The organism is Barnesiella sp. B2-R-119 (assembly GCF_023656675.1).
Lineage (GTDB): Bacteria > Bacteroidota > Bacteroidia > Bacteroidales > Barnesiellaceae > Barnesiella > Barnesiella intestinihominis.
The window spans coordinates 711,871-734,358 of record NZ_JAMOKL010000002.1 but is presented as its reverse complement, the minus strand read 5'-3'; the positions used below and the strand labels follow the sequence as shown (position 1 = coordinate 734,358).

Sequence of the window (22,488 nt, the reverse complement as noted above, 5' to 3'; positions counted from 1 at the left end):
TTACCCGCAACGGGACGAAAAGACCCCGTGAACCTTTACTGCAACTTAGCATTGCGTTTGGGCATTTGATGTGTAGGATAGTCCGGAGGCTACGAGCCGGCGACGCCAGTCGTCGGGGAGCCGCTGTTGAAATACGGACCTTCGAATGTTTGAGCGCTAACTCGCAGGAGCGAGGACACTGTTTGGTGGGTAGTTTGACTGGGGTGGTCGCCTCCAAAAGCGTAACGGAGGCTTCTAAAGGTACCCTCAGACCGATTGGTAACCGGTCGGAGAGTGTAATGGCACAAGGGTGCTTGACTGAGAGACCCACAAGTCGATCAGGTAGGAAACTAGAGCATAGTGATCCGGTGGTTCCGCATGGAAGGGCCATCGCTCAAAGGATAAAAGGTACTCCGGGGATAACAGGCTGATCCCTCCCAAGAGCTCATATCGACGGAGTGGTTTGGCACCTCGATGTCGGCTCGTCACATCCTGGGGCTGGAGAAGGTCCCAAGGGTTGGGCTGTTCGCCCATTAAAGTGGCACGCGAGCTGGGTTCAGAACGTCGTGAGACAGTTCGGTCTCTATCTGTTGTGGGCGCAGGAAATTTGCGGAGATCCGACACTAGTACGAGAGGACCGTGTTGGACAGACCCCTGGTGCATCGGTTGTTCCGCCAGGAGCACAGCCGAGTAGCTAAGTCTGGAAGGGATAAGCGCTGAAAGCATCTAAGTGCGAAGCCCACTCCAAGATAAGATTTCCATATAGGGACGTCAAAGACGATGACGTGGATAGGCCGCAGGTGTACAGGCAGCAATGTCATAGCCGAGCGGTACTAATAGCCCGAAACTTTCGGAAGCGCGAGGCGTCGAGGGTGGATAAGGGAGGCAGAGATTGCGAGAGACTCTTTTTTTTCGTCAAGGATCGAGACATTCAGGCGGTTACAGCGCGGGGGATCCACCTCTACCCATTCCGAACAGAGAAGTTAAGCCCCGCCACGCCGATGGTACTGCGCAAGTGGGAGAGTAGGTAGCCGCCAACTTATAGGAGAGAGAGCTGGAGAGGGAGAACCCCTTTCGGCTTTCTCTCTTTTTGTATATAGGACTCACAACGAGGCAAGGCAGGAGAGACACATGAACGCCCCTAAAGTTCCGAAAAGGTAAAAAGCTGTTCAAAGCGACACTTTTACCCCTCTCCCCCCAGCCGTGTCCCGCAGCAAAATATAGGGAGGTGTCCAAAGGACGGAGGGGTTAAATATACAAACAAGAATCCCTTCCTATCTTTTCACCTCTATCCCGAAGAAGTGTTGTTGATACCCTCGGTAACGAGAGTAGAAATTTTTCATTATTCTTGTACCAAAGCCTTTTTGAAGATAGCTTCGACTTCGTTCGGATAGATACCGCCCTCGTGCACCTTTTCGTCTGCGATGTAAAACGTTGGAACGTAATAGTAATCATATTGGTCTGCGATATCGGGGTGTTCGGTTTCTTCAATGGTTTCGATGACAATGTCTTTATATTCGGGACGTTTTTTCAATTCGTCGATGTAATTGAATGCCCGTTTACAAAATGGGCAACGAGCTTGATAGAATAATTTGATGGGCTTCATTTTCGTAGATTGTTTTTTTATACAAATATACTTTCTATTTTGGAGTGTAGTATTTTTACTTGTATTATTTTTGCATGAAATGCAAAGTATGAAGATATATGAAACGTTTTTATTAAATGGGTTTAATTGTTGCGGTGATTTCGGTATTATCGCTCGTATCGTGCGGCGTGCACAGTAAAAATTCGTATTTGAAAGAGTTCGAGTCATTTGTGGATAAAGTGGAGAATACCGATTTCGACACCGAGGCGGAGTGGAACGAGGCATTGAAAGAATACGAGCGGTTTACCACAACGTATTATGAAGAGTATGAAGATAAACTGACCGAAGAAGATTTAGTGGAGATTGGACGTTTGCGGGGACGTTTTATGAAAGCATCGATGACAAGAGGTGCTAAATTTATCGAAAAAAAATTCAATGATGCCATGAAACAGGCATCCGGATTACTCGATGGTTTATTCGAAGAGAATGAAGACGAAGAATAAATTTTAACGTCTTGTTTTTTAGCCCCGGAGCGATTCTTCGGGGCTTTTTTATTAAAAGCCGGTTCGAATAAAAAATTACGGAGATAGACTTTGTTCCCTTGTGGTGTTTCCTTATGTTTGGATATAAGGTGCGGTTCAACAGAAAAAATAAGCAAAACTCTTTTTTCTGCACTTACCTTTCACTACTTTTGTAAAGTATGTGAAAATGAAGTGTGACTTGGCAGAATAAAATTCTGTGTCTGTCTTTCGTTATTTTTGCAGGGGAGAAGGGTAGTCCTTTCCAATACATATTAAATTAAAAAGAAGCGTTATGCTTGTCTTGTAGTTTGAAAACGTAGGAAATTTTCGAAACGAGATACAAGGTTAGGCATGGTGATTCTTGCGCATCACGGGCGTGGGCTGCTATCTCATATCTGTATCTCGGGTTTCCTACGACCTTCAAACTGCGGTGTGAGTGTTCAGTTCCACGCTTCGTTGTTATATTAAACCTTCTTATGGGGACGGTAAGAAGAATCTTTTCGCTATGAAACCGATAGGGGAACTCATTAAAGAGCGATTGAAAGCCGAGGAGCGCTGTCGTTTGGTTTGCCCGCAAACTCTCTTGTAGCCGGGCCAATGTGTACAAGATATTCTGCAAAGAGTATATCGATACCGAGTTGCTCACCCGTATTTCTCGAATCTTGAACTACGATTTTTTTCAATATTTCTCTGAACATTTGAAAGAGAAGTAAGCCGGCTGTTCGACTTTTTGACGGGATAAATGTTTCATGTAGAGGGCTGTGAAGGGGTTTCCAATCGGTGTCCAATTTCTGGCTCAGTGGATTGCCTTTTAACTCTTGTATTCGCAGTAGGGAGGAAAAAGAATATTCGCAGAGACATTTTGGCCCTTCTTCCCTGCCGTGTCCCGTAGCCTTACGGGTTGTTTTCGAAGGAAGATAGGGGAGGTGTCCGCCGGACGGAGGGGTTATTCTTACTGTCAAAAATCTTATGAAATCTTTCTAACCCCTCTCCTAAGAAATGCTTGTTTCGTCAGTCTCTTTCCTATATAGCTAACGCGACTCCCCGTGAGGCTACGGGACACGGCAGGGGAGAAGGAGAAATGCAATCTATCTCATTCGCTAAAATTCAGGTCTATTCCCACGGATTTTTCTACCTATTTGCGACAGTAGTGTCAACTTTTTGTCGATTATATTGGAAACTAATGGGATATATGAATTGATGGGAACCGATACCGTTTTTCACTTTCTTTGTGTAAAGAAAAGGAAAAATGAGAATGGGTTTGAAACCATTTATGTGTATTGCATTGTTTATCCCGTTATTGGCTTGTAGCGGAAAGGTCACTAAGGAAGAGTCTCCCGAATCTTTATTTGAATTAGGATTAAACTATTTGAAGGGGAATGATTCATTAGGTATTTACATGAACAAAGAAAAGGGAATAGCCTTGATTCGTCGATCTGCCGAACAAGGGTATACCGAGGCACAATACAATTTAGGACGTTGCTATTATAATGGTGAAGGTGTATCACAGGATTATACCCAGGCCGTCTATTGGTGGAGTAAAGCTGCCGAACAGGGGAATGCTGATGCCATAGAATTGTTAAAGGTATATTACGAATAAAGATCTGTTGTTTTTAATAGTTCTTTCATGAGTGTTTTGCTGCTTATAATTTTGTCCCTTAGAAAGAAGAAACTATCATAAGAGCATTTTGATACAACTTTGCGAGCCAATGCCGAATTTCGGCATTGGCTCGCAACTGTTTTATTGAGTAGAATGCAATAGTTTCAATACTTATTATACGAAATCACCTCGTCGGCAGATTTTCGTTTTTTCTCCCGAAGCGGTTGGGTGGAGTATCCCAATACGATGTCGAGAATGACTCGTTTCTTATCGGGAACATGGAGTAGTTTACGCACGGCTTTCTCGTCGAACCAACCGAGTATGCAACTGCCCAATCCTTCGGCGGTGGCGGCGAGGGTGATGTGTGCGGCAGCGATACCGATGTCGAGCAGCGGAAATTGTTTGTCCTTGATGAGCCCGCCTATGCCCGATGTGAAATTGGGTCGCTCCTCCACGACGAGGATATGCACGGGAGCCTGTTTGGTGAAGTGGTTCATGCCCAATATGCGGCTGGCCACGGCATCGGCCACTTGGTTTCGCAACTCGGGTTCGTCCACTACGATGAAGTGCCAAGGTTGCGCATTGCAGGCCGAGGGTGCTATGCGGGCGGCTTCGAGGATGCGCCGTATTTTTTCGGGTTCGACCGGACGTTCGGGATCGTACTGGCGGTCGCTTTGCCGGTGGTTGATAATTTCGTAGATATTCATTTTGTTCTAATCTTTTTCGAAGTGCATGATACGGCTGATGTATTTGCCGATAATGTCGAATTCGAGGTTCACTATACTACCCTCCTTGATTTGGTGGAAATTGGTATGCTCGTAGGTGTAGGGAATGATCGCCACTTGGAAACTGTTGTCCTGCGAGTTGCATACGGTGAGGCTTACCCCGTTCACGGTAACCGATCCTTTCTCTACGGTCATATAGCCTTTGGCAGCCATTTCGGGATTGAGGTCGTAGGTGAAGGTATAGTATCGGCTTCCGTCGACAAGATCGATTTTTGTACAGCGGGCTGTTTGGTCCACATGGCCTTGCACGATGTGTCCGTCGAGGCGGCCGTTCATGAGCATACTACGTTCGAGGTTCACTTTGTCTCCGACAGAGAGAGTCCCTAAGTTGCTGCGTTCGAGAGTTTCTTGTATGGCAGTGACCGTATAGTGATCTCCTTCGATGTTTACGACTGTGAGGCACACGCCGTTGTGAGCGACGCTTTGGTCGATTTTCAATTCGTGAGTGAACGAACTTTTGAGCGTAAGGTGCAAATTCCCGTTATCCCGTTTCAAGGCAACAATGGGAGCGGCTTCTTCGACAATTCCTGAAAACATAATTTAATGAATTAGGGGTTATAAATAGACAAAGTCAAAAATACGAAAATTGTTCGGATTGTTATGCCGTTTATTCCCGAAAATAGTTATTTTTGAGAAAGGATTTCCTTTCATGTTAAAAAGTGCTACTATGGAAATATTGCTCCCGAAAAGAAACGATAGCGCACAAACCGAAAAACTGTCGTCGCGGACGGTAACGGTCGTTGGTGCGAATGGAGCCGGAAAAAGCCGGTTCGGAGTGGAAATAGCCCGACGGATACAAGACCATGCTTTTTGGCTTTCGGCTCAAAAGGCATTGTGCATTATGCCGCCTCACGAAGTTTGGCCGGGGTCTATCGAGGCGATGTACCGGGATGCTATGGAACATTCGCACTATGTTTCGAGAGAGATTCCCACCGAGTTCGACCAGTTGCTTTTCTTGCTGTTGAGCGAAGAGTGTCGCAATCTGTTCGAGTATAAATTCAAAACCCCGAGGGGGGAACGGGTCAATTTCCCGGAAACTCGTTTCGATCGGGTCCAAAAGTTGTGGGAACGGGTTTTCCCGAGAAATAAAATGTTGCGGGCCGAGGGGCGTTTGTTGATTCAAAGCGAGAATTCGGAGCCTTTCAATCCTTTGCGACTGAGTTCGGGGGAGAAGGCGGTGCTCTATTATATAGCAGGTGTGCTGTTTGCTATGCCCAATGCTGTGATTTTGGTGGAAGATCCTGAATTCTATCTGCACCATTCCATTATGAAATCGCTGTGGGATTCGATTGAGAACTTGCGCAAGGATTGTACTTTTGTTTATCTGACGCACGATTTGGATTTCGCGGCTTCGCGTGTCGAGAGTACTTGTATTTGGGTCCGTTCGTTCGATGCCGATCACGTGAGTTGGGACTATGAGTTTATCCGTAACGACGACTCTTTTCCCGAAGGCATGTATTTGGATATATTGGGCAGCCGCAAACCGGTATTATTTATCGAGGGAGCAGCTACCGGAAGTATCGATGTGAAACTCTATCCCTATATTTTCCCTGAATACACCGTGAAGCCGTTGGGTGGTTGTAATAAGGTAATAGAAGCGACAAGGGCTTTTGCCGATTTGAAGGAGATACACCATCTCGAATCTCGGGGAATTGTCGACAGGGATCGGCGGACGGAGCGAGAAGTCGAGTATTTGCGCAGTCGTCATGTGTATGTGCCCGAAGTAGCGGAAGTGGAGAATCTGTTAATGCTCGAAGGGGTGATTCGCTCGGTTGCCCGACGTATGAAACGAAACGAGAACAAAGTCTTCGAAATAGTAAAAAACAATGTCATTCAGTTGTTCGCGCAAGAGATAGAGTCGCAGGCATTGTTACATACCCGTCACCGCATACGGCGTGATTTGGAATATAAAATCGACCGGAGGTTCAACGATATCGGTTCGTTCGAAGACCATATCGACCATTTGACGGACGATACCGATGTACGCGGACTTTATAATACGATTTGCAGTCAATTCCGTACATTTGTCAAGAACAGAGATTACCGGTCGATATTGAAGGTTTACAATCAGAAGTCGATGTTGACGAACAGTAATGTCTGTAACCTGTGCGGATTGGCGAATAAAGATAAATATTTGAGGGTGATACTTTCCATATTGCGGGAAGATAGACCGGAAGCCGAGGGCATACGCACTACGATACGGGCCTGTTTCGGATTGGATAAAGAAGAGTCTCATGGTTAAGGATTGGATTTCGGCGGCTCGTCCGCGCACGCTGCCGGCATCGGCCAGCCCGGTGATCGCCGCTTCGGCTTATGCCTTTTATGCCGGTACGTTTCGTTGGGTTCCCGCCGTGTTGTGTTTGTTGTTCGCTTTATTGGCACAAGTCGCCTCTAATATGGCGAATGACTACTTCGATTATGTGAAGGGGAGCGATAAAGCCGGTAGGGTAGGACCTCGTCGAGCCGTCGCTTCGGGCGATATAACTCCGCGAGCCATGCTTATGGGTACATTCTGTGTTTTAGGGGTGGCTTGTGCGGTAGGATTGGGACTTGTTTTTTTTGCCGGTTGGCAGTTGATACCGATAGGCGTGATTATAGCGTTGTTTGCATTGGCCTATACGGCAGGCCCTTATCCGTTGGCCTATCACGGATTGGGCGATGTAACCGTGTTTTTGTTTTTCGGTCTGGTCGCAGTAAACATGACCTATTATGTACAGGCTTTACAGTTCGATGCAGATGTGTTTCTGCTGTCGATTGCTATGGGATTGTTGTCTATAAATATTCTGTTGGTGAATAATTATCGGGACATGGAAGAAGACGCTGCGGCGAATAAACGAACGACGGTAGTTTTGTTCGGGCGGCGTTTTGCTTTGTGGTGGTATTTTGTGAACGGGGTGGTAGCCGTTTTGTTGCTTTTTCCTTGTTTGGCAGATTTCGGAATCGCGTATATATTTTTACCAGCCATTGTATATCTGTTTCTTCATATAAAGACAGGGTTGGCGATTAAGCAGCGGGTGGGTGAGGCATTGAATCCCCTGCTGGGAGCGACGGCTAGGAACCTACTCGTTTTTACGATTTTGGTTTCTGTGGTGTGGATATGTAAAGGATTAGGATTATGAGCAGGACTATTTTATTCATTGCCGCATTTTGGTTGGCTGTGCCATTGTGGGGACAGTCGGGTATCATGCCGCGCCGAAGTTCTTCTATAAAAATTCCGAGTCAGGAAACAATGGAGAAAATAACCGAAGCCGACCCCGAGTTGGTAAGTCGGGAACCGGTATCGACATTATCCGATACGACATCTCGGGCGTTGCTGTTTTCTCCGGTAGCTGTCGATATGTTAGGGTTCGATAAACGTATGAGCGATACGAAAGAGAGTTTCCTTTTGCGAAACAATACTCCTTATCGGTTGTCGCGGGTAGTCTTGAAAATGATTTATCGTACCCCGGACGGCCAAATGATCGATTATCGTACTCGCATGGTGGATTGTGATCTTTTGCCTCGTTCGACTCGCAAGTGTGAAATCGAGAGTTTCGACCGTTCGAAAAATTATTATCATGTCGATTCTCCCCCGTCTCGTGTATCTGGACGTCCGTTCAAAGTGAGTTTCCAGCTATTGAGATATGATATTGTGATAGAGCCGTAACTCTTTTTTATAACTTCTCGTCAACTTTAACGACTTGCGGTTGACCCAAAAGGGGTATCTCCTTGTTTTAAGAGTGATTGTCGGAATAACCCGGCGACGTTAATTTATAAACTTATTTAGGAGGTATAATTATGACACCTGCAAAGCATCAACAAAACTGGCTCCCCGGAATTTTTAACGATTTCTTCGGAAATGAGTGGATCGCTAAAACTAGCAGTGCGGCTCCGGCCATTAATATTGTAGAAACGGAAAAGGAATATGAGGTTCAAATTGCAGCGCCGGGTATTACCAAAGACGACTTCGATATAACGGTCGACAAAGAAAATCATTTGGTCGTTACGGTAGAGCACAAACAAGAGGAAGGCGAAAAGGATAAAAAAGGACGTTATTTGCGCCGAGAATTTTCGTATTCGCAATTTCAACAGACTTTGATTTTACCGGATAATGTCAATACGGATGCCATTGAAGCACATCAGAACAACGGCGTATTGACAGTGATGATTCCGAAAAAGCAAACTCCTATGATGGCAGAAAAAAAGAAAATTATGGTAAAATAAACTTTTTCTGCATGGATAGCATACATAAAAGAGAGGGCTGCAATTTGCGGCCCTCTCTTTTATGTATTATCGCCACGTGAAATTCTTTTTTCTCGTTACAGAGCCTATTGCCTTGAAATAAAGGTTTATACATGGCTGTATGAAAGAAAAGAGCGGTAAGGAGAAAAAAAGTCTCGGTTTGCGGAGTATTTTTGCAGCCCGTCGATAGACGATGACTTTAATCGAGAATAAAGACAAGGCCAGTATCGAGGCCAAAACAGCGGTTGCCCAATTATGTATGATGCCCTCTACCCATAGACAAACGAACAGAATATCGAAGGCATAGTCGAAGAACTTGGCTATACCGAATATCGATTTGGCTGCGGTATGAAGGTATTTGGAAGTAAAGTCGTATTGTAGCTTCAACTCTTTCCATGCGTCGTAGTTATCCTGATAAGTCGCGGTCATTTGTCCCGCCTCGGATACTTCTATTCGGGTGTTGGTTCGGGTAGCTATCTCGTTGATAAACAGGTCGTCGTCTCCGTAGTGCAGATGTAGGAATTTGGAAAACCCTTTATTCTTGAAAAATAGTTCTTTACGGTATGCCATGTTGGAACTTATTCCCATATAGGGCCGATTGATGAGGGCGAAAGATAAATATCGGATAGAGAATAACAGTTGGTCATAAGAGCAATACCAGAAAGAGAGTTTTTCTTTTTCCTTTCGTTCGATGGCCGTATAGCCTAAAACAATATCGATTCCGGGAACGAAGTTTCGGGCGATAGCGGCCAACCATTCGTTGCTTTTTGGATCGCAATTGGCGTTCGTGAATACGACTATATCGTATCGGGCCGCTTTTATACCGAGGGTCAAGGCCAGTTTTTTATGGCTTAGGTTGCGCGATCCTTCCGGCACGTAGGTATGGTATAGATTTTTATATTGTGTCTCCAAAACAGAGAGTATGTCTTTGGAATCGTCAGTCGAATCGTCATTGACTACGATGACTTCGAATTCGGGGTATGCCTGATTAAGAATTTTCGGCAGGTATTTAACGAGGTTTTCGGCATCGTTTTGAGCATAAACGATTACCGATACCGCAGGATATGGGTGGGTATATTCTATTTTCCCGTTTTTCTCTTTTTGATAAACGCGAAAGGGGCGATTGAAAAGATAAAACTGATAGATTATTTCGATAATCCAAATCAGAATCAATGCCCCCAAGCAATATATTTCTGGGGTGGAAAAATCCCAAGAAAAGTTTAAATCCATAACATGTGATAAAATAAATTACAAACGTACATAAACTTTTTCAAACAGACCGTTTGAAATGATTTTAATATTCTTTTTTATTGAAGGCCGATAGAAAATAGAACATTAAAAAGCTGTATGTGAGAACTTTTCGTGAATGGCGAAAAATTGTAAGAAAAAATTGTAATAAAGGTTCAAAAAGATGTTGAGATATGTATAATAAAAGGGCGTGATACAACGTTATAAAATAGAATTATGCCGGGCTAATCCGGGCGGAAAAGGATAATGCGATGAAAATAAATGTGTTAAGAGCTATTGTCTTATTGCTTGTGGTTTCTTCCTGCTCAACCAGTAAGACAGCTTATTTTGAAAATTTGGATATCGAAGAGATGAGCGGAAAGATGGAGGTGGGCAATTATGAATTGCGAATAGCTCCCGACGATATGCTATCGATAACGGTTTCGTCGGTGGTCCCCGATGCGGCCGCTCCTTATAATTTACCGGCTGTTTCCTATTCTGAGCCGGGGAAGCAAGAGCTGACGATTGTCCCTAATTTGCAAGTCTATACGGTAGATAAAAACGGTTATATCTATTTCCCGATAGTAGGACGTATTCGTGTCGAAGGAATGACCCGCAATGAACTGTCGAAGTTTATAGAGGATAAAATCCGTCCTGAGTTGAAAGATCCTTTCGTATTGGTACAATTCATGAATTTTAAAGTCGTTGTACTGGGCGAAGTGAAAAACCCGGGGCAAATATCGGTACAAACAGAACGTATGTCGATACTCGATGCCATAGGTGCGGCAGGCGATTTGACTATCTATGGCGAACGGAAAAATGTATTGTTGATGCGGGAAGAAAATGGCAAACGGATTTTCCATCGTTTCGATTTGACCGATCAATCTCTATTTGGATCGCCCTATTTTTATTTGAGACAGAACGATGTCGTTTACGTTATGCCGAATAAAGCACAGCGAAATAATTCGAATTACAATCAATTGGCACAATATCGCATATCTGTGGTGGGTACTGTTGTGAGTGCCATCTCGGTGTTGGCATCGTTGGCGATAGCGTTGTTCATTAAGTAATGAAAAGATTTTGTTTATGGAAGAAAAATATACCTCGGAAAGAAAAAATGATAATATCGATATAGTCGCTTTATGGCGTGCCGCATGTAGAAAATGGTATCTCTTCGCAGGGTCGGTTGTCGTTTGTGTAGCGTTGGTAGTTTGTTATTTGAAGATTGCCAAGCCTGTATATGAAGTTTCTGCCGATATTCTTGTCAATGAAGATGAGAAAAAAGGCGGTGGAGGCTTGTCTTCGCTGATGGGAGGAATCTCTGGTGGTGGATTCTCGTTAGACGGTATGATAGGTGGTGGCTCGGTGAATGACGAGATATTGGTTATTTCGTCGCATTCTTTAATTCGCGAAATGGTTCAAAGACTCGATTTGAATATATCATATACGAGCAAAAAAAACTTTTTCAAAAAGAAAGAGTATTATCGTAATTCACCCTTTACCGTAGATATTCCCGAATCGATGGCGGATACATTGTCAAGTGGATTTGTCGTTAAAGTTCAAACGGGCGGCTCTGATGATAAAATCAAGGTCTTGTTGAAGAAAGGGTTCTTTACGACTTTGGCCGAAATGGAAGCGGCATCGTTCCCGATAAAAGTAGATTATGGAGAGGGGATTGTTATCGATAAGACCCAATTTTATGAGCCGGGCAAGAAGTTGAAATTCGTCGCTCATGTCAACGGGTATGACGGCGAAGCTGAAATATTGGAGAAAAGGCTGGATATCGATTTGTCGAATAAAAAAGCCAATGGCATTTCATTAAAAATAAGGGAATCGAATAAGCAAAGAGGAAAAGATATGCTCAGTACGTTGATAGAATGTTATAACGAGGATGCTGTGCTGAATAAAAACTTGAAGGCGCAAAACATGCTTTCGTTTATCGACGAGCGTTTGATAACGGTAGAAGAAGAACTCCATGACGCCGAGAATATTGTAGAACGGTATAAGAGGGAAAACGATTTGTCCGATATAGATGCCGAAGCCAAAATCATTCTTGAAGCAAACAGTCAATATCGCAAGTTACTGTTGGAAGCCGAAACACAATATTCGATTATTTCGATGGTAGATAGTTTCCTGAATAAGCCGGAAAACAAATATTCTTTGGTTCCTGTTACGACCGGTTTGCCCGATCGGGGAGCGGCCGAGGCGATTAATGAATATAATAAATTGTTATTGGAGAGAATGCGTTTGCTTCGTACAGCAAAGGACTCGAACTTGGCTTTACGTACACTTACCGCTCAAATAGATGTCATGCGTGAGAATATATTGAATACGGTGTCGAAAGCGAAAGAAAGTTCGGATATAGCCCGTACCGATTTGAAAAAACAAGAGCAAGAGTTTCGGGCTAGGTTGCGGGGCTTCCCTGAGCAAGAGAGAGAGTATATGGATATAAAAAGGAACCAGCTTATTAAGAATGAGCTATATACTTTCTTGATGAAGAGAAGAGAAGAAAGTGCTATGACATTGGCGGCGACTTCGCCTAAATGTAGGATTGTCAATCCGGCTTATAGTAAAAATAAACCGGTTGAACCGCAATCTTTGACTCTTTTATTGATCGCTTGTGGAATCGGATTGGTACTGCCCGTTGTCTACTTGTATGGAAAGACTGTTTTCTCTGTTAAGTTCAATAACAAAAATGATTTGCGCAGATTGACAGATTTGCCTATTGCTGGTGAAATTTGTCATAGCTCTGCTTCGGGCTATGTCGTTTTGAGAGAAAACAGTGTTTCTCCTGCCGCTGAAATGTTCCGTTTATTACGGTCTAATTTACAATTTATGTTGCCGGGTGGAGGAAAGGGTATTCTGTTGGTAACCTCGTCAGAACAGGGAGAAGGAAAATCGTTCGTCAGTCTTAATCTGGCTTACTCGATAGCTTTAATGAGGAAGCGTACGGTTTTGATCGATTTGGATTTGCGGAATCCGAAAATTGCTGATTATTTGGGGCTTTCGGTGACTACTGGGTTGACGAATTATTTGGTTTCGAATAAAGAAGGTGGAGAGAACGATTTGATTCATCATGTGGCACAAGAAGGCTTTCTTGATGTCATAACGGCCGGCCCCGTTCCACCGAATCCTTCCGAGCTTTTATTGTCCGAAAAATTGGATAGTTTAATGGCTCGTCTTCGAGAAAAATATGATTATGTAATTGTCGATACAGCTCCTGTGGAGAGAGTTGCTGATACGTTCTCGTTGACTCGTTTTGTCGATGCCACGTTATATGTTTGCAGGGCTGATTATACGCATAAGAATAGTGTATTCAACGTCGAGGATTTTGTAGCAGAGGGTTCTTTGAAAAATGTAATGTTCGTCTTGAACGATACGGAAATAAAAAAGACTTATGGGTATTCGGTGAAACATACAAGGGGATAAGCGATGATTTCCTTGAATAAAATATTCTATGGGCTGTTTATTCTGATGCTTGTGGCGGGGATTTATACCTATCAATTGATGTGGTTTAAAAGTTCCGACGAGTTGATTACATTGCTTTTAGCTCTTTTATGTGTACTGGATATATTAAGTAATAAGAACCATCGGCGTTATAAAGGTCTTTTTGGGGTCGTAGGTATAATGACGTTTTACCTGTTGTATTCGTTGGTTGGCGTTCATTATAATACCCCTAAGGCGATATTCTATGATTTTTTTATTCAAATCAAGCCCTTCATCGCTTTTTATGTAGCTTATGCCATGGGGGTAAGGTTTACGGGAGCTCAAAAACTTTTTTTGAAAAAACTATGCGTTGTTCTCAGTGTGGCGATGCTGGGAATAATCCTTGTAGGCATGGGAGAGGCTTTCTTCTTTCATGTAGCGTATTATGGTATTATCAGCACGGTACTATTTTTGATATATTATTATTGCTCTTGCCAGGATATGAGCCGTAAGGACAAGATTATCATGCTGTTTATCTTGTCTGTGGGGTTTTTTAGTACACGCTCCAAATTTTATGGGTTTTATGTGGCCGCTCTGTATCTCTTTTTGTGGTACAAACCGGGACAATTGTCGAAAGTAAAGTTAAAGCAGTGGGCGATGATGGCTTTGGTTTTCTGTGGCGTCTTATATGTAGCTTGGGATAAAATCAATTATTATTTTATTTCTTCCGGTTTGTTTTCCGGGGAGGAGAATATGGACGAATCCTTTGCTCGGGCTGCACTATATATCAGGGCTCCTCAGGCTTTGATGGACCATTTCTTTCTGGGTTCTGGATTGGCATCGTATGCCACCTATTCTTCGGGAATAATAGGCTATTCGCTTTTGTATAAAGAATACAATTTAGATGGGGTTTGGGGACTGTTGGAAGGCGATTGTCCGTTTGTATCCGATACCTATTTCCCGGAGTTGGTACAATTTGGAATGGTAGGGATTGTATTGTTCTTTTATTTTTGGATATGGGTATATAAGAAACTGAAAATTATTACAGGTTCTCCTTATGCGGTGCACCTCCATAAAATAGGCTTGATGATCATTTTGTTTATTTTCATTGAGTCGGTTGCCGGTAGTGCTTTCGTGCAAGGCTCAGGGATTATTGTAATGATACTGTTGGGCTTTGTCGTAAGAGATATTTCTGTGATAAGAGAGAAAGAAACAAGGGTGTTAAAAGAAGCGATGGTGAAGAAATGAATAGAAGTACGAAATTTATAAACGATATTTTTATTTATGCCATAGGAAACCTTGGCTCCAAGTTGATTACGTTTCTTTTGGTTCCTCTATATACATATTATATATCCCCCGATGATTTTGGATATTATGATATTGTCCTGACTCTTACGTTTTTGGCAATGGGGTTTATAACGTTTCAATTGCGAGACGGTACTTTTCGTTTTTTGCTCGATAATGAAGACGAATATACTCGTAAAGGAGTCGTTTCGTTCTCCTATAAATTGATGGCCCAATCCTCTTTGTTGGTATTGTTGGTGGGGATTGTTTTTTCTTTCTTTTACGATATACGGGATTGGGGTTGGATTGTCGCATTTGTAATCACGCTTTCGTTGTATGAGGTCGAAGTCCAAATCGTAAGAGGCTTGGGACAAAATAAATCTTTTGTCTTGGCCGGTATATTGACCGCCTTTCAGATAGGATTGTACAGTTTGATTTTTGTTGCTTGGTTACGAATGGGAATTGCGGGCATATTTTGTTCCAATATATTGTCCCGTTTGGTGACAATGGTTATTATAGAATTTCGGGCACGAGTATTTAAACGCTATTTTATCGTTAGTTTTAGAGATAAGTCTCTGAATAGAGCTCTGTTGAAATATTCTTTGCCTTTGTTGCCGAATGCTGTTTGCTGGTGGCTTTTGGGAAGTTCCAGTCGATTGTTTATAGAACATTTCTTAGGTTTGGAGGCCAATGGTATATTTGCGGTAGCCATGAAATTCTCTACTATATTAGAGACATTTTCGGTGATCGTATATCAAGCATGGCAAGAGACTGCTATTAAACAGTACGGGGCGGCAGACCGGTCGAAGTTCTTTTCCAGAATATTCAATACATATATTCTCATATTGTCCGTTTTAGCGCTGATTTTTGTTTTCGTGCTGAAAATCAATTATTCATGGCTGGTGGATTCTCGTTATTTAGAGAGTTTGCAATATTTATATCCGATGTTCATCTCGGTAATTTGTTTTGCTTTGGCATCTTTTTACGATTTGGGCTATCAATGTTCGAAGCAGACCGTGAGAAATCTGCCGGGAGTGATTATTACAACGGGGTTGAATTTAATCATGAATTATGTTTTCATTCGTTTTATGGGTATTTGGGGAATTGTCCTTTCTTCCATTCTTTCTTATCTGTTTATGCTTGGTTTCCGGATAATCGATACGTGGAAATTTTTCCCGGTGAAGGTATCGATGGAAATCATTTATCCGATTTTGTTCTTGATAGGAGGGGCGATAGTATTTTATAGGGTCGATTCGATTATATTGCAAATTATTTATATTGCAGTGGTTGTGATTCTTAGCTATTGTATTCAACCCAAATCGATTCGGCAGGAATTACAAATGAAGATAAAAGCCCTGTTTAATTGAATAAAATTTTGGCATAAATAAACGAGTTCGTTGGTAATCTTATTTATACGAAGACTTACAGCATGTTGCGAATATAGGTTACACTTGGCAGGGACAAATTTATTTGTTTCTGCTTTCGTTTGTGCTATCTTTGCGGTAATAAATAGACTTTACGTATGAAAATCATAGTTATCAATCCCATTCTTTTTACTCATGAAAAAGGAGTTATACCACATGTAACTACTATAAAAGAGACGATGATCTATGATTTGTGTTTGGCTTATCATCGAGCCGGGCATGCTGTCACATTGATAGCGGCAGCCGACTATGCACCAGATAGAGAGGAGACGTATGATTTTGAAGTCGTCTTTTTGAAGTCGATTGGACGAAAAATATTTCAACCGAGTGTGCTTCCTTTTTTACCGGGAGTATGGAGGTATTTACAGCAAAGAAAAGGTGATGTCGATATGGTTTTAGCAAGTGAGACTTTTTCTATACCGTCGTTGTTCGCTTCGCTCATTGTCCCTCGTAAAACTGTAATTTGGCAGGAATTAGGAGCTCACAATCGCAAGATGAAAACTTGGCCTTCTCGCATTTGGTATAATATAATAGCTCGTTGTTTTATGCGTAAGGCTTGGATTATACCTCGGTCGTATGTCTCGCAGCGGTTCATTCGGCGATATATGCCTCGTGTCGGCGACCCCATAGGACATGGGGTAGTAGTGACATTGGAGAAAGAGATGTCGAATAAAAAGAGCCAGTTCTTGACTGTCGGACGTTTATTTTGGGAAAAGAATGTCATATCTGTTATTCGTAAGTTCGATGCTTTTCTTTCAAAATATCCTCGATACAGAGATTACATATTGTATATAGCCGGCGATGGCGTGTTGAGAGAAGAGTATGACCGACAAATAAAAGAAATGGGGCGAGAGCGGCAAATCGTCCTATTGGGGAAACTGCCTCATAAAGAATTGTTTCGGTATTATCGGGATTCGAAGGCTTCTTTGTTCGATTCTCTGCGAGAGTTGAATATGCTGGCGATTATGGAATCTGTGGCGATGACAACGCCGGTAGTTACGAATCGTGTGCCGTTTGATAGTGAGATAGTAGAGAAGCGAAAGTTAGGAATCTCTAAAAATGACTGGAACGAGGACGATATAGCTCGAATGATAGAGCGAAATGACGAGTATGTGGAAAATTGCAGGGAATATGCTTCTTTAATTACTGTCGATGCGGTCGCTCGACGAATTATAGATTCGTTTGAGAAGGCTTCGAAATATAATAGCTGATGGGAAAGATTCGGGATATAACGTTCGATATAGCAAAGGGAATAGGGATTGTATTGGTCGTTATTGGGCATTATATCCCAGATACCGCTCCTTCGTGGTATATCGGATTTGTAAGTTTTGTCTATCATTTCCACATGCCTCTTTTTTTCATGATCGCTGGTTTTTTTTATGAGCGTTCTATAAAAAAGATAGGCTATTGGCGGTTTGTACGCTCGAAGTTCGAGCGATTGATGTTTCCCTATTTTATTCTCTCTTGGACAATTATAGGGATTAAAATACTGGTCGACGGGTTTATGCAAGTCGATCACCCGGTTTCGATAAGAGCTTTATATCGAGTGTTCTATTTGCCGGAAGCCGGGTATTTTTTATGGTTCGTTTATGTTTTGTTTTTAATATTTTGTATCGCCCCGGTTTTCAAGGCAGGGAATCGCTTGGTACTATTGTCTCTTCTTTCGCTGGGGCTCGCTTTTTGGGATACGGCTCCTGAATATTTTTGTATTGAACAGTTTTGTTTGAATTCGATTTTCTTTGTATCAGGAATGTGGGTGGCCCGAAAATCATGGATAGAGCAAGCGATATACCGGTATTCTATTCTTTGGATTGTAATTACGATCGGCTTCTCGATCATATATGAATTTATTCCCGATAAATTTTGGAACGAAACTTTGGCCGTCCTCCTCGGTATCACCGGTAGTTTTATGATTCTGGGCATATCCAAGTCATTATCTCGTTTAACTGTCTCATTTGTAGAATGGTTGAAGTATATAGGAACTATGTCCATGACTATATATTTGTTTCACACTTTATTTATGGGTGTGGTAAAGTCAATTTTAACATATATATTGTCGGGCGGAAATATAATAGAATTTGTGTTCGTTACGTTATTTATAGTAGGAACGGGAATAGTCTGTCCCATTTTATTGTATAAATGGGTATGGATAAAAAATAAATTTACGTCCCGAATATTTAAATAACCTGAACACGACCCATGAAGCGAATGCCACGTATCCTTTTGGTAAATAAATTTTACTATCCGAGAGGGGGAGATTGTATTTGTATGATCAATCTCGAAGCCTTGTTACGTCGTCTCGGATATGAAGTGGCCGTGTATTCTATGGTTTATTCTCAGAATTTGCCCAGTGAAATGTCGGGCTATTTTGCATCGGAAATTTCATTTTCCGATGGACTTAAAAATAAAACAAGAGCGACTTGCCGTATCTTTGGATTAGGAGATATAAAAAAATCGTTTAAGAAGATATTGAATGATTTTCGTCCTGACATAGTCCATTTTCACAATATTCATTCTTATCTTTCTCCGGTTGTCGTAAAATTGGCGAAAGAATATGGCTGTCGTACTGTTTGGACGCTGCACGATTATAAATTGTTATGTCCGTCGTATAACTGCCTTTGTCAAGGGAAAATTTGTGAAGCCTGCTTTACCGATCGTTTTCAAGTATTTCGTCGGAAATGTATGAAAGGAAGCCGGATAGCCAGCGCATTGGCTTATGGAGAAGCCTTATGGTGGGATCGGAAAAAACTGCAACGCTGGGTTGATACTTTTGTTTGCCCTAGTTCTTTTATGGCACAGAAGATGAGAGCTTGCGGTTATGATTACACGAAATTATCCGTAATTTGTAATTTTATAGAACGGGATAAATTGGATTTTTTTCATTCGACAGAGATAAATGAAAGGGAAAAGTCGCGCTACTATTGCTATGTAGGTCGTTTGTCCGAGGAAAAAGGTGTACGCATGTTGCTCGAAGTGGCAGAGTCTTTGCCATTCCCTCTTTATATTGCGGGAGATGGGCCGTTGCTGAATGAGTTACAGGCAAAATATAGTTCGGGAAATGTCATTTTTTTAGGACACCTTTCGTCTATGGAGATAGTACGATTGGTGAAACATGCGCAGACGATGGTAGTCCCTTCCATTTGGTATGAAAATAATCCATTAAGTGTGATAGAGTCTTTGTGTATGGGAACGCCGGTTATCGGAGCCGAAGTCGGTGGAATACCGGAACTGATACGTGAGGGCGATGGTATGTTGTTCCGCATGGGAGATAAGGAAGAATTAGCCTCGGCTATTGTTTCTATGATGTCTAAGGACAACGTGGATACACAAGGTATTGCACGACGAGCCCAAAAACGATTCTCGGAGGAACGATATTGGGCGGAATTGAAGAATGTGTATGACTTGTGAAAACAAGATGTTCGATATATAAAATTTTTGATAGACCGGTGAAAAAGGTTTATCTTTGCACGATATTTGTAAGAAATGAAAGTTTTTGCGCCTACCGATATAAGCATTATTACCACTTATCGCTGTCCCATGCAGTGTAAGATGTGTAATATCTGGAAAAATCCGACAGATCCGCGGCTGGAAATTCAACCGGAAGAATTGGAGATTTTGCCGCATGTGAAATTTATCAATATAACAGGGGGAGAACCTTTTATTCGTGAAGATTTAGATAAGATTGTGGAGGTCGCTTTTCGAAAAGCCCCCAGAGTTGTTATTTCCACGTCGGGGTGGTTCGAGGAGCGAGTATTGGAGTTGGCGAGAAAATTCCCCAAAATAGGAATACGTATCAGTATCGAGGGTTTATCCCAAAAGAATGATGAATTACGGGGAAGAGCCGGAGGTTTTGATAAAGGGTTGAGGACTCTCTTGTCACTTAGGGAAATGGGCGTGAAGGATATTGGGTTCGGTATAACGGTGTCGAATAATAATTCCGAAGATATGCTTTCCCTATATCGTCTTTCCAAAGCCTTGAATATGGAGTTCGCTACCGCTGCGTTTCATAATTCGTATTATTTTCACAAAGATGACAATGTGATTACCAATCGCGATACCGTTTGTGGTAACTTTGCCGAGCTGATCAATATGCAAATGAGGGAAAAACACCCCAAATCATGGGCACGGGCATTTTTTAATATGGGATTGATAAACTATATCGAAGGAAATCGCCGTATGTTGCCGTGTGAAGCAGGTTTGATGAATTGTTTCATAGATCCTTATGGCGAAGTTTATCCTTGTAATGGGTTGGAAGCTAAGTATTGGAAAGAGAGTATGGGAAACATTCGACAGGCGAACTCTTTTTCGGATATTTGGAACAGCGAACAAGCCCAACATGTGCGTAGTTTAGTACGCAAATGTCCGAAGAATTGTTGGATGGTCGGCACGGTCTCTCCGGTTATGAAGAAATTTGCTTATGCCCGTCACCCCATGGGGTGGATTATCAAAAATAAATTACGTTCTCTTTTAGGGAAACCTGTTTGTCTGGATAAGAAATGGTACGACGTGGGGCAAGATCCCATGCAGGGGAATTTAGGACGTGAGTAAATGGGGGAGGGGAGTGTTGCGATGAAGATAGTTGTAGTCGGTACTCGTGGTATCCCCGATATTCAGGGAGGTGTGGAAACACACTGTGAGGAATTATATCCCCGATTAGCTGCTATGGGACATGATGTGACGGTTGTTCGTCGTTCGTGTTACGTCACTCCCCAAAATAAGATTAAGGAGTATAGAGGCGTTCATCTAAAAGATATTTATGCTCCCCGCAGAAAAAGTATAGAAGCCATTGTTCACACTTTTTTAGCGATTATTTATGCTCGTTGGGTCGGTGCTGACGTTTTACATATCCATGCTATCGGCCCGGCTTTGTTAACCCCGTTGGCCCGGTTGTTGGGATTACGAGTGGTGATGACTCATCACGGTCCCGATTATGATAGGCAGAAGTGGAATAAGACGGCTAAGTCTGTGCTCAGATGGGGCGAACGAATGGGGGCGAATTATGCCAACGAAGTGATTGTAATTTCTACTGTGATAGATAATATTTTACGTGAAAAGTATGATCGCACGGACGCGCACTTGATTTATAATGGCGTGAATAAGCCTGTGCCGGCAAAAGACGACAGTTATATTCGGTCGTTGGGGTTGACACCTCGACGATATGTTTTGGCCGTAGGACGTTTTGTGGAGGAGAAAGGATTCGATTTACTCATAAAAGCATTTGCTCGTATTTCCGATTCGAGCTGCAAATTGGTCATAGCTGGTGATGCCGACCATGAAGATCATTATTCGGTCTCTTTAAAACGGCTGGCAGAAGAACACCATGTCGTTCTCACAGGCTTCGTAAGGGGGGCTAAATTGAATGAGCTCTTTTCCCATGCGCGTTTGTTTGTCCTTCCGTCTTTTCATGAAGGACTGCCCATTGTGCTGCTCGAAGCGTTGAGTTATCGGTTGCCGGTATTGGTCAGCGACATTCCGGCAAATAGGCTTGCCTGCCTTGATGCCTCCGATTTTTTCGTCACGGGGAACATCGGCTCGTTGGAAGAGAAATTATCTTGTAAATTAGAGGGAGAAATGGAAGAACGTCATTATGATTTATCTCCTTATAATTGGGACTATATTGCGTCTCAGGTAGATTCTGTATATCGGTTAGGTAAGAAACCCCGATAATAAAAAATATTCCTTCGATAAAAATTTCCGCTATTTTCGAACTATCTTTTGTCGGTTTTGTTTTTGGAGTATAACAATGGTGTTATTACATAACAATCAAAACAAAACTGATATGAAAAAACTAATCCCAATTCTTTTTGTCGTAGCGGTATTAGCTGCATGCCAAAAAGAGCCCAGCCTTTCCAAGCTGGATGATGATTATGTGGTGTTTACCGATTATGATAAATCGGCCGACTTCGGCGAATATCTCACCTATTATATGCCGGATAGTGTCTTACTCATTACGAATAATGAAAAAGCGACCTATTGGACAAATGAAGATGCCGATTATATTCTCGAAACATTTGCCGATAATATGGCTGCTCGGGGATTCACATTGGTCGATTCGAAAGAAGATGCCGATTTAGGGTTACAGGTAAGCTATATTGAAGACGTACGTTATTTCGTCGATTATCCCAATGATTATTGGTGGTGGGGATATCCCGGATATTGGGGCCCCGGATATTGGGGATCATATTGGAACAGTTGGTATTATCCCTATCCCGTAGTATATAGTTATAGTGTGAATTCATTTTTGGCCGAGTTAGTCGACTTAACGAATAAAAACAGTAGCAATCGACGGTTAACGATTCTTTGGGATTCCTATATGGCCGGATTGAAGAGCGGCTCCCCTAGATTAAATAGAAATTTAATAATCCAAGCGATAGACCAGTCGTTTGTTCAGTCTCCTTACTTGACGAATAAATAACGGGCTACCCCATTTTATATA

General features: G+C 42.4%; 20 protein-coding genes and 2 rRNA genes. 18 read left to right on the top strand and 4 right to left on the bottom strand.

The genetic code is table 11. From position 1 onward, the window contains the following. Both NBH06_RS06345 and rrf read left to right on the top strand, forming a co-directional pair. Positions 1-837: ribosomal RNA gene (locus tag NBH06_RS06345) — 23S ribosomal RNA — on the top strand; the annotation flags it as partial. Positions 838-910: 73 nt separating this feature from the next. Next, positions 911-1,019 (top strand): 5S ribosomal RNA (rrf, locus tag NBH06_RS06340). A 302-nt stretch (positions 1,020-1,321) separates the two neighbouring features. Here rrf and NBH06_RS06335 read toward each other — a convergent pair. After that, complete coding sequence (locus NBH06_RS06335) at positions 1,322-1,585, bottom strand: glutaredoxin family protein (RefSeq protein WP_046412455.1); 264 nt, start codon at positions 1,583-1,585, stop codon at positions 1,322-1,324. 116 nt (positions 1,586-1,701) lie between these two features. Between NBH06_RS06335 and NBH06_RS06330 the strand changes: the two genes are divergently transcribed. Both NBH06_RS06330 and NBH06_RS13535 read left to right on the top strand, forming a co-directional pair. Further along, entirely contained in the window at positions 1,702-2,067 is a 366-nt protein-coding gene (locus NBH06_RS06330) for a DUF6565 domain-containing protein (protein WP_250793362.1), read from the top strand. A 1,267-nt stretch (positions 2,068-3,334) separates the two neighbouring features. Then, positions 3,335-3,685, top strand: coding sequence for a tetratricopeptide repeat protein (locus tag NBH06_RS13535; RefSeq protein ID WP_284703177.1), 351 nt, complete (start codon positions 3,335-3,337; stop codon positions 3,683-3,685). A gap of 164 nt (positions 3,686-3,849) precedes the next feature. Here the strand turns inward: NBH06_RS13535 and NBH06_RS06310 are convergent, their stop codons facing one another. Beyond that, positions 3,850-4,392, bottom strand: coding sequence for a nitroreductase family protein (locus tag NBH06_RS06310; RefSeq protein WP_250793360.1), 543 nt, complete (start codon positions 4,390-4,392; stop codon positions 3,850-3,852). A 6-nt stretch (positions 4,393-4,398) separates the two neighbouring features. Further along, positions 4,399-5,007: a riboflavin synthase gene (locus tag NBH06_RS06305; protein ID WP_250793359.1), complete on the bottom strand. Its 609-nt coding sequence runs from the start codon at positions 5,005-5,007 to the stop codon at positions 4,399-4,401. A gap of 130 nt (positions 5,008-5,137) precedes the next feature. Between NBH06_RS06305 and NBH06_RS06300 the strand changes: the two genes are divergently transcribed. The 4 genes from NBH06_RS06300 (at position 5,138) to NBH06_RS06285 (ending at position 8,673) form a co-directional block, all read left to right on the top strand. Then, positions 5,138-6,712, top strand: a complete 1,575-nt coding sequence (locus NBH06_RS06300; protein ID WP_250793358.1) for a DUF4435 domain-containing protein — start codon at positions 5,138-5,140, stop codon at positions 6,710-6,712. Next, complete coding sequence (locus NBH06_RS06295; RefSeq protein ID WP_250793357.1) at positions 6,705-7,589, top strand: 1,4-dihydroxy-2-naphthoate polyprenyltransferase; 885 nt, start codon at positions 6,705-6,707, stop codon at positions 7,587-7,589. The genes NBH06_RS06300 and NBH06_RS06295 overlap by 8 nt, the downstream gene beginning before the upstream one ends. After that, positions 7,586-8,116, top strand: a complete 531-nt coding sequence (locus tag NBH06_RS06290) for a hypothetical protein (protein WP_046412441.1) — start codon at positions 7,586-7,588, stop codon at positions 8,114-8,116. Before NBH06_RS06295 ends, NBH06_RS06290 begins: the two co-directional genes overlap by 4 nt. 131 nt (positions 8,117-8,247) lie before the next feature. Continuing rightward, positions 8,248-8,673 carry an Hsp20/alpha crystallin family protein gene (locus NBH06_RS06285; RefSeq protein ID WP_046412439.1) on the top strand — a complete coding sequence of 142 codons (426 nt, stop codon included), beginning with the start codon at positions 8,248-8,250 and terminating at the stop codon, positions 8,671-8,673. Between the two features lie 66 nt (positions 8,674-8,739). On the opposite strand, the gene NBH06_RS06280 is transcribed toward NBH06_RS06285, so the two are convergent. After that, entirely contained in the window at positions 8,740-9,921 is a 1,182-nt protein-coding gene (locus NBH06_RS06280) for a glycosyltransferase (RefSeq protein ID WP_155012759.1), read from the bottom strand. Between the two features lie 269 nt (positions 9,922-10,190). Between NBH06_RS06280 and NBH06_RS06275 the strand changes: the two genes are divergently transcribed. The 10 genes from NBH06_RS06275 (at position 10,191) to NBH06_RS06230 (ending at position 22,467) form a co-directional block, all read left to right on the top strand. Next, positions 10,191-10,988 (top strand): polysaccharide biosynthesis/export family protein, encoded by a 798-nt coding sequence (locus tag NBH06_RS06275; protein ID WP_155012758.1) that lies wholly within the window; start codon positions 10,191-10,193, stop codon positions 10,986-10,988. A gap of 16 nt (positions 10,989-11,004) precedes the next feature. Further along, positions 11,005-13,347, top strand: a complete 2,343-nt coding sequence (locus NBH06_RS06270) for a polysaccharide biosynthesis tyrosine autokinase (protein WP_250793356.1) — start codon at positions 11,005-11,007, stop codon at positions 13,345-13,347. Positions 13,348-13,350: 3 nt separating this feature from the next. Beyond that, positions 13,351-14,592 carry a hypothetical protein gene (locus NBH06_RS06265; RefSeq protein WP_250793355.1) on the top strand — a complete coding sequence of 414 codons (1,242 nt, stop codon included), beginning with the start codon at positions 13,351-13,353 and terminating at the stop codon, positions 14,590-14,592. Further along, positions 14,589-15,995, top strand: coding sequence for a lipopolysaccharide biosynthesis protein (locus tag NBH06_RS06260; protein WP_250793354.1), 1,407 nt, complete (start codon positions 14,589-14,591; stop codon positions 15,993-15,995). Before NBH06_RS06265 ends, NBH06_RS06260 begins: the two co-directional genes overlap by 4 nt. Before the next feature lie 155 nt (positions 15,996-16,150). Next, on the top strand, positions 16,151-17,263 hold the full coding sequence (locus NBH06_RS06255) for a glycosyltransferase family 4 protein (RefSeq protein ID WP_250793352.1): 1,113 nt from the start codon (positions 16,151-16,153) through the stop codon (positions 17,261-17,263). After that, positions 17,263-18,237: an acyltransferase family protein gene (locus NBH06_RS06250; RefSeq protein ID WP_250793351.1), complete on the top strand. Its 975-nt coding sequence runs from the start codon at positions 17,263-17,265 to the stop codon at positions 18,235-18,237. Before NBH06_RS06255 ends, NBH06_RS06250 begins: the two co-directional genes overlap by 1 nt. A 14-nt stretch (positions 18,238-18,251) precedes the next feature. Then, entirely contained in the window at positions 18,252-19,460 is a 1,209-nt protein-coding gene (locus NBH06_RS06245; RefSeq protein ID WP_250793349.1) for a glycosyltransferase, read from the top strand. A 75-nt stretch (positions 19,461-19,535) separates the two neighbouring features. Next, positions 19,536-20,600: a radical SAM protein gene (locus NBH06_RS06240; RefSeq protein WP_008861480.1), complete on the top strand. Its 1,065-nt coding sequence runs from the start codon at positions 19,536-19,538 to the stop codon at positions 20,598-20,600. A 21-nt stretch (positions 20,601-20,621) separates the two neighbouring features. Beyond that, entirely contained in the window at positions 20,622-21,719 is a 1,098-nt protein-coding gene (locus tag NBH06_RS06235) for a glycosyltransferase family 4 protein (protein WP_250793348.1), read from the top strand. Between the two features lie 112 nt (positions 21,720-21,831). Continuing rightward, positions 21,832-22,467 (top strand): DUF4136 domain-containing protein, encoded by a 636-nt coding sequence (locus NBH06_RS06230; RefSeq protein WP_021891282.1) that lies wholly within the window; start codon positions 21,832-21,834, stop codon positions 22,465-22,467. The last annotated feature ends 21 nt before the right edge of the window (positions 22,468-22,488 follow it).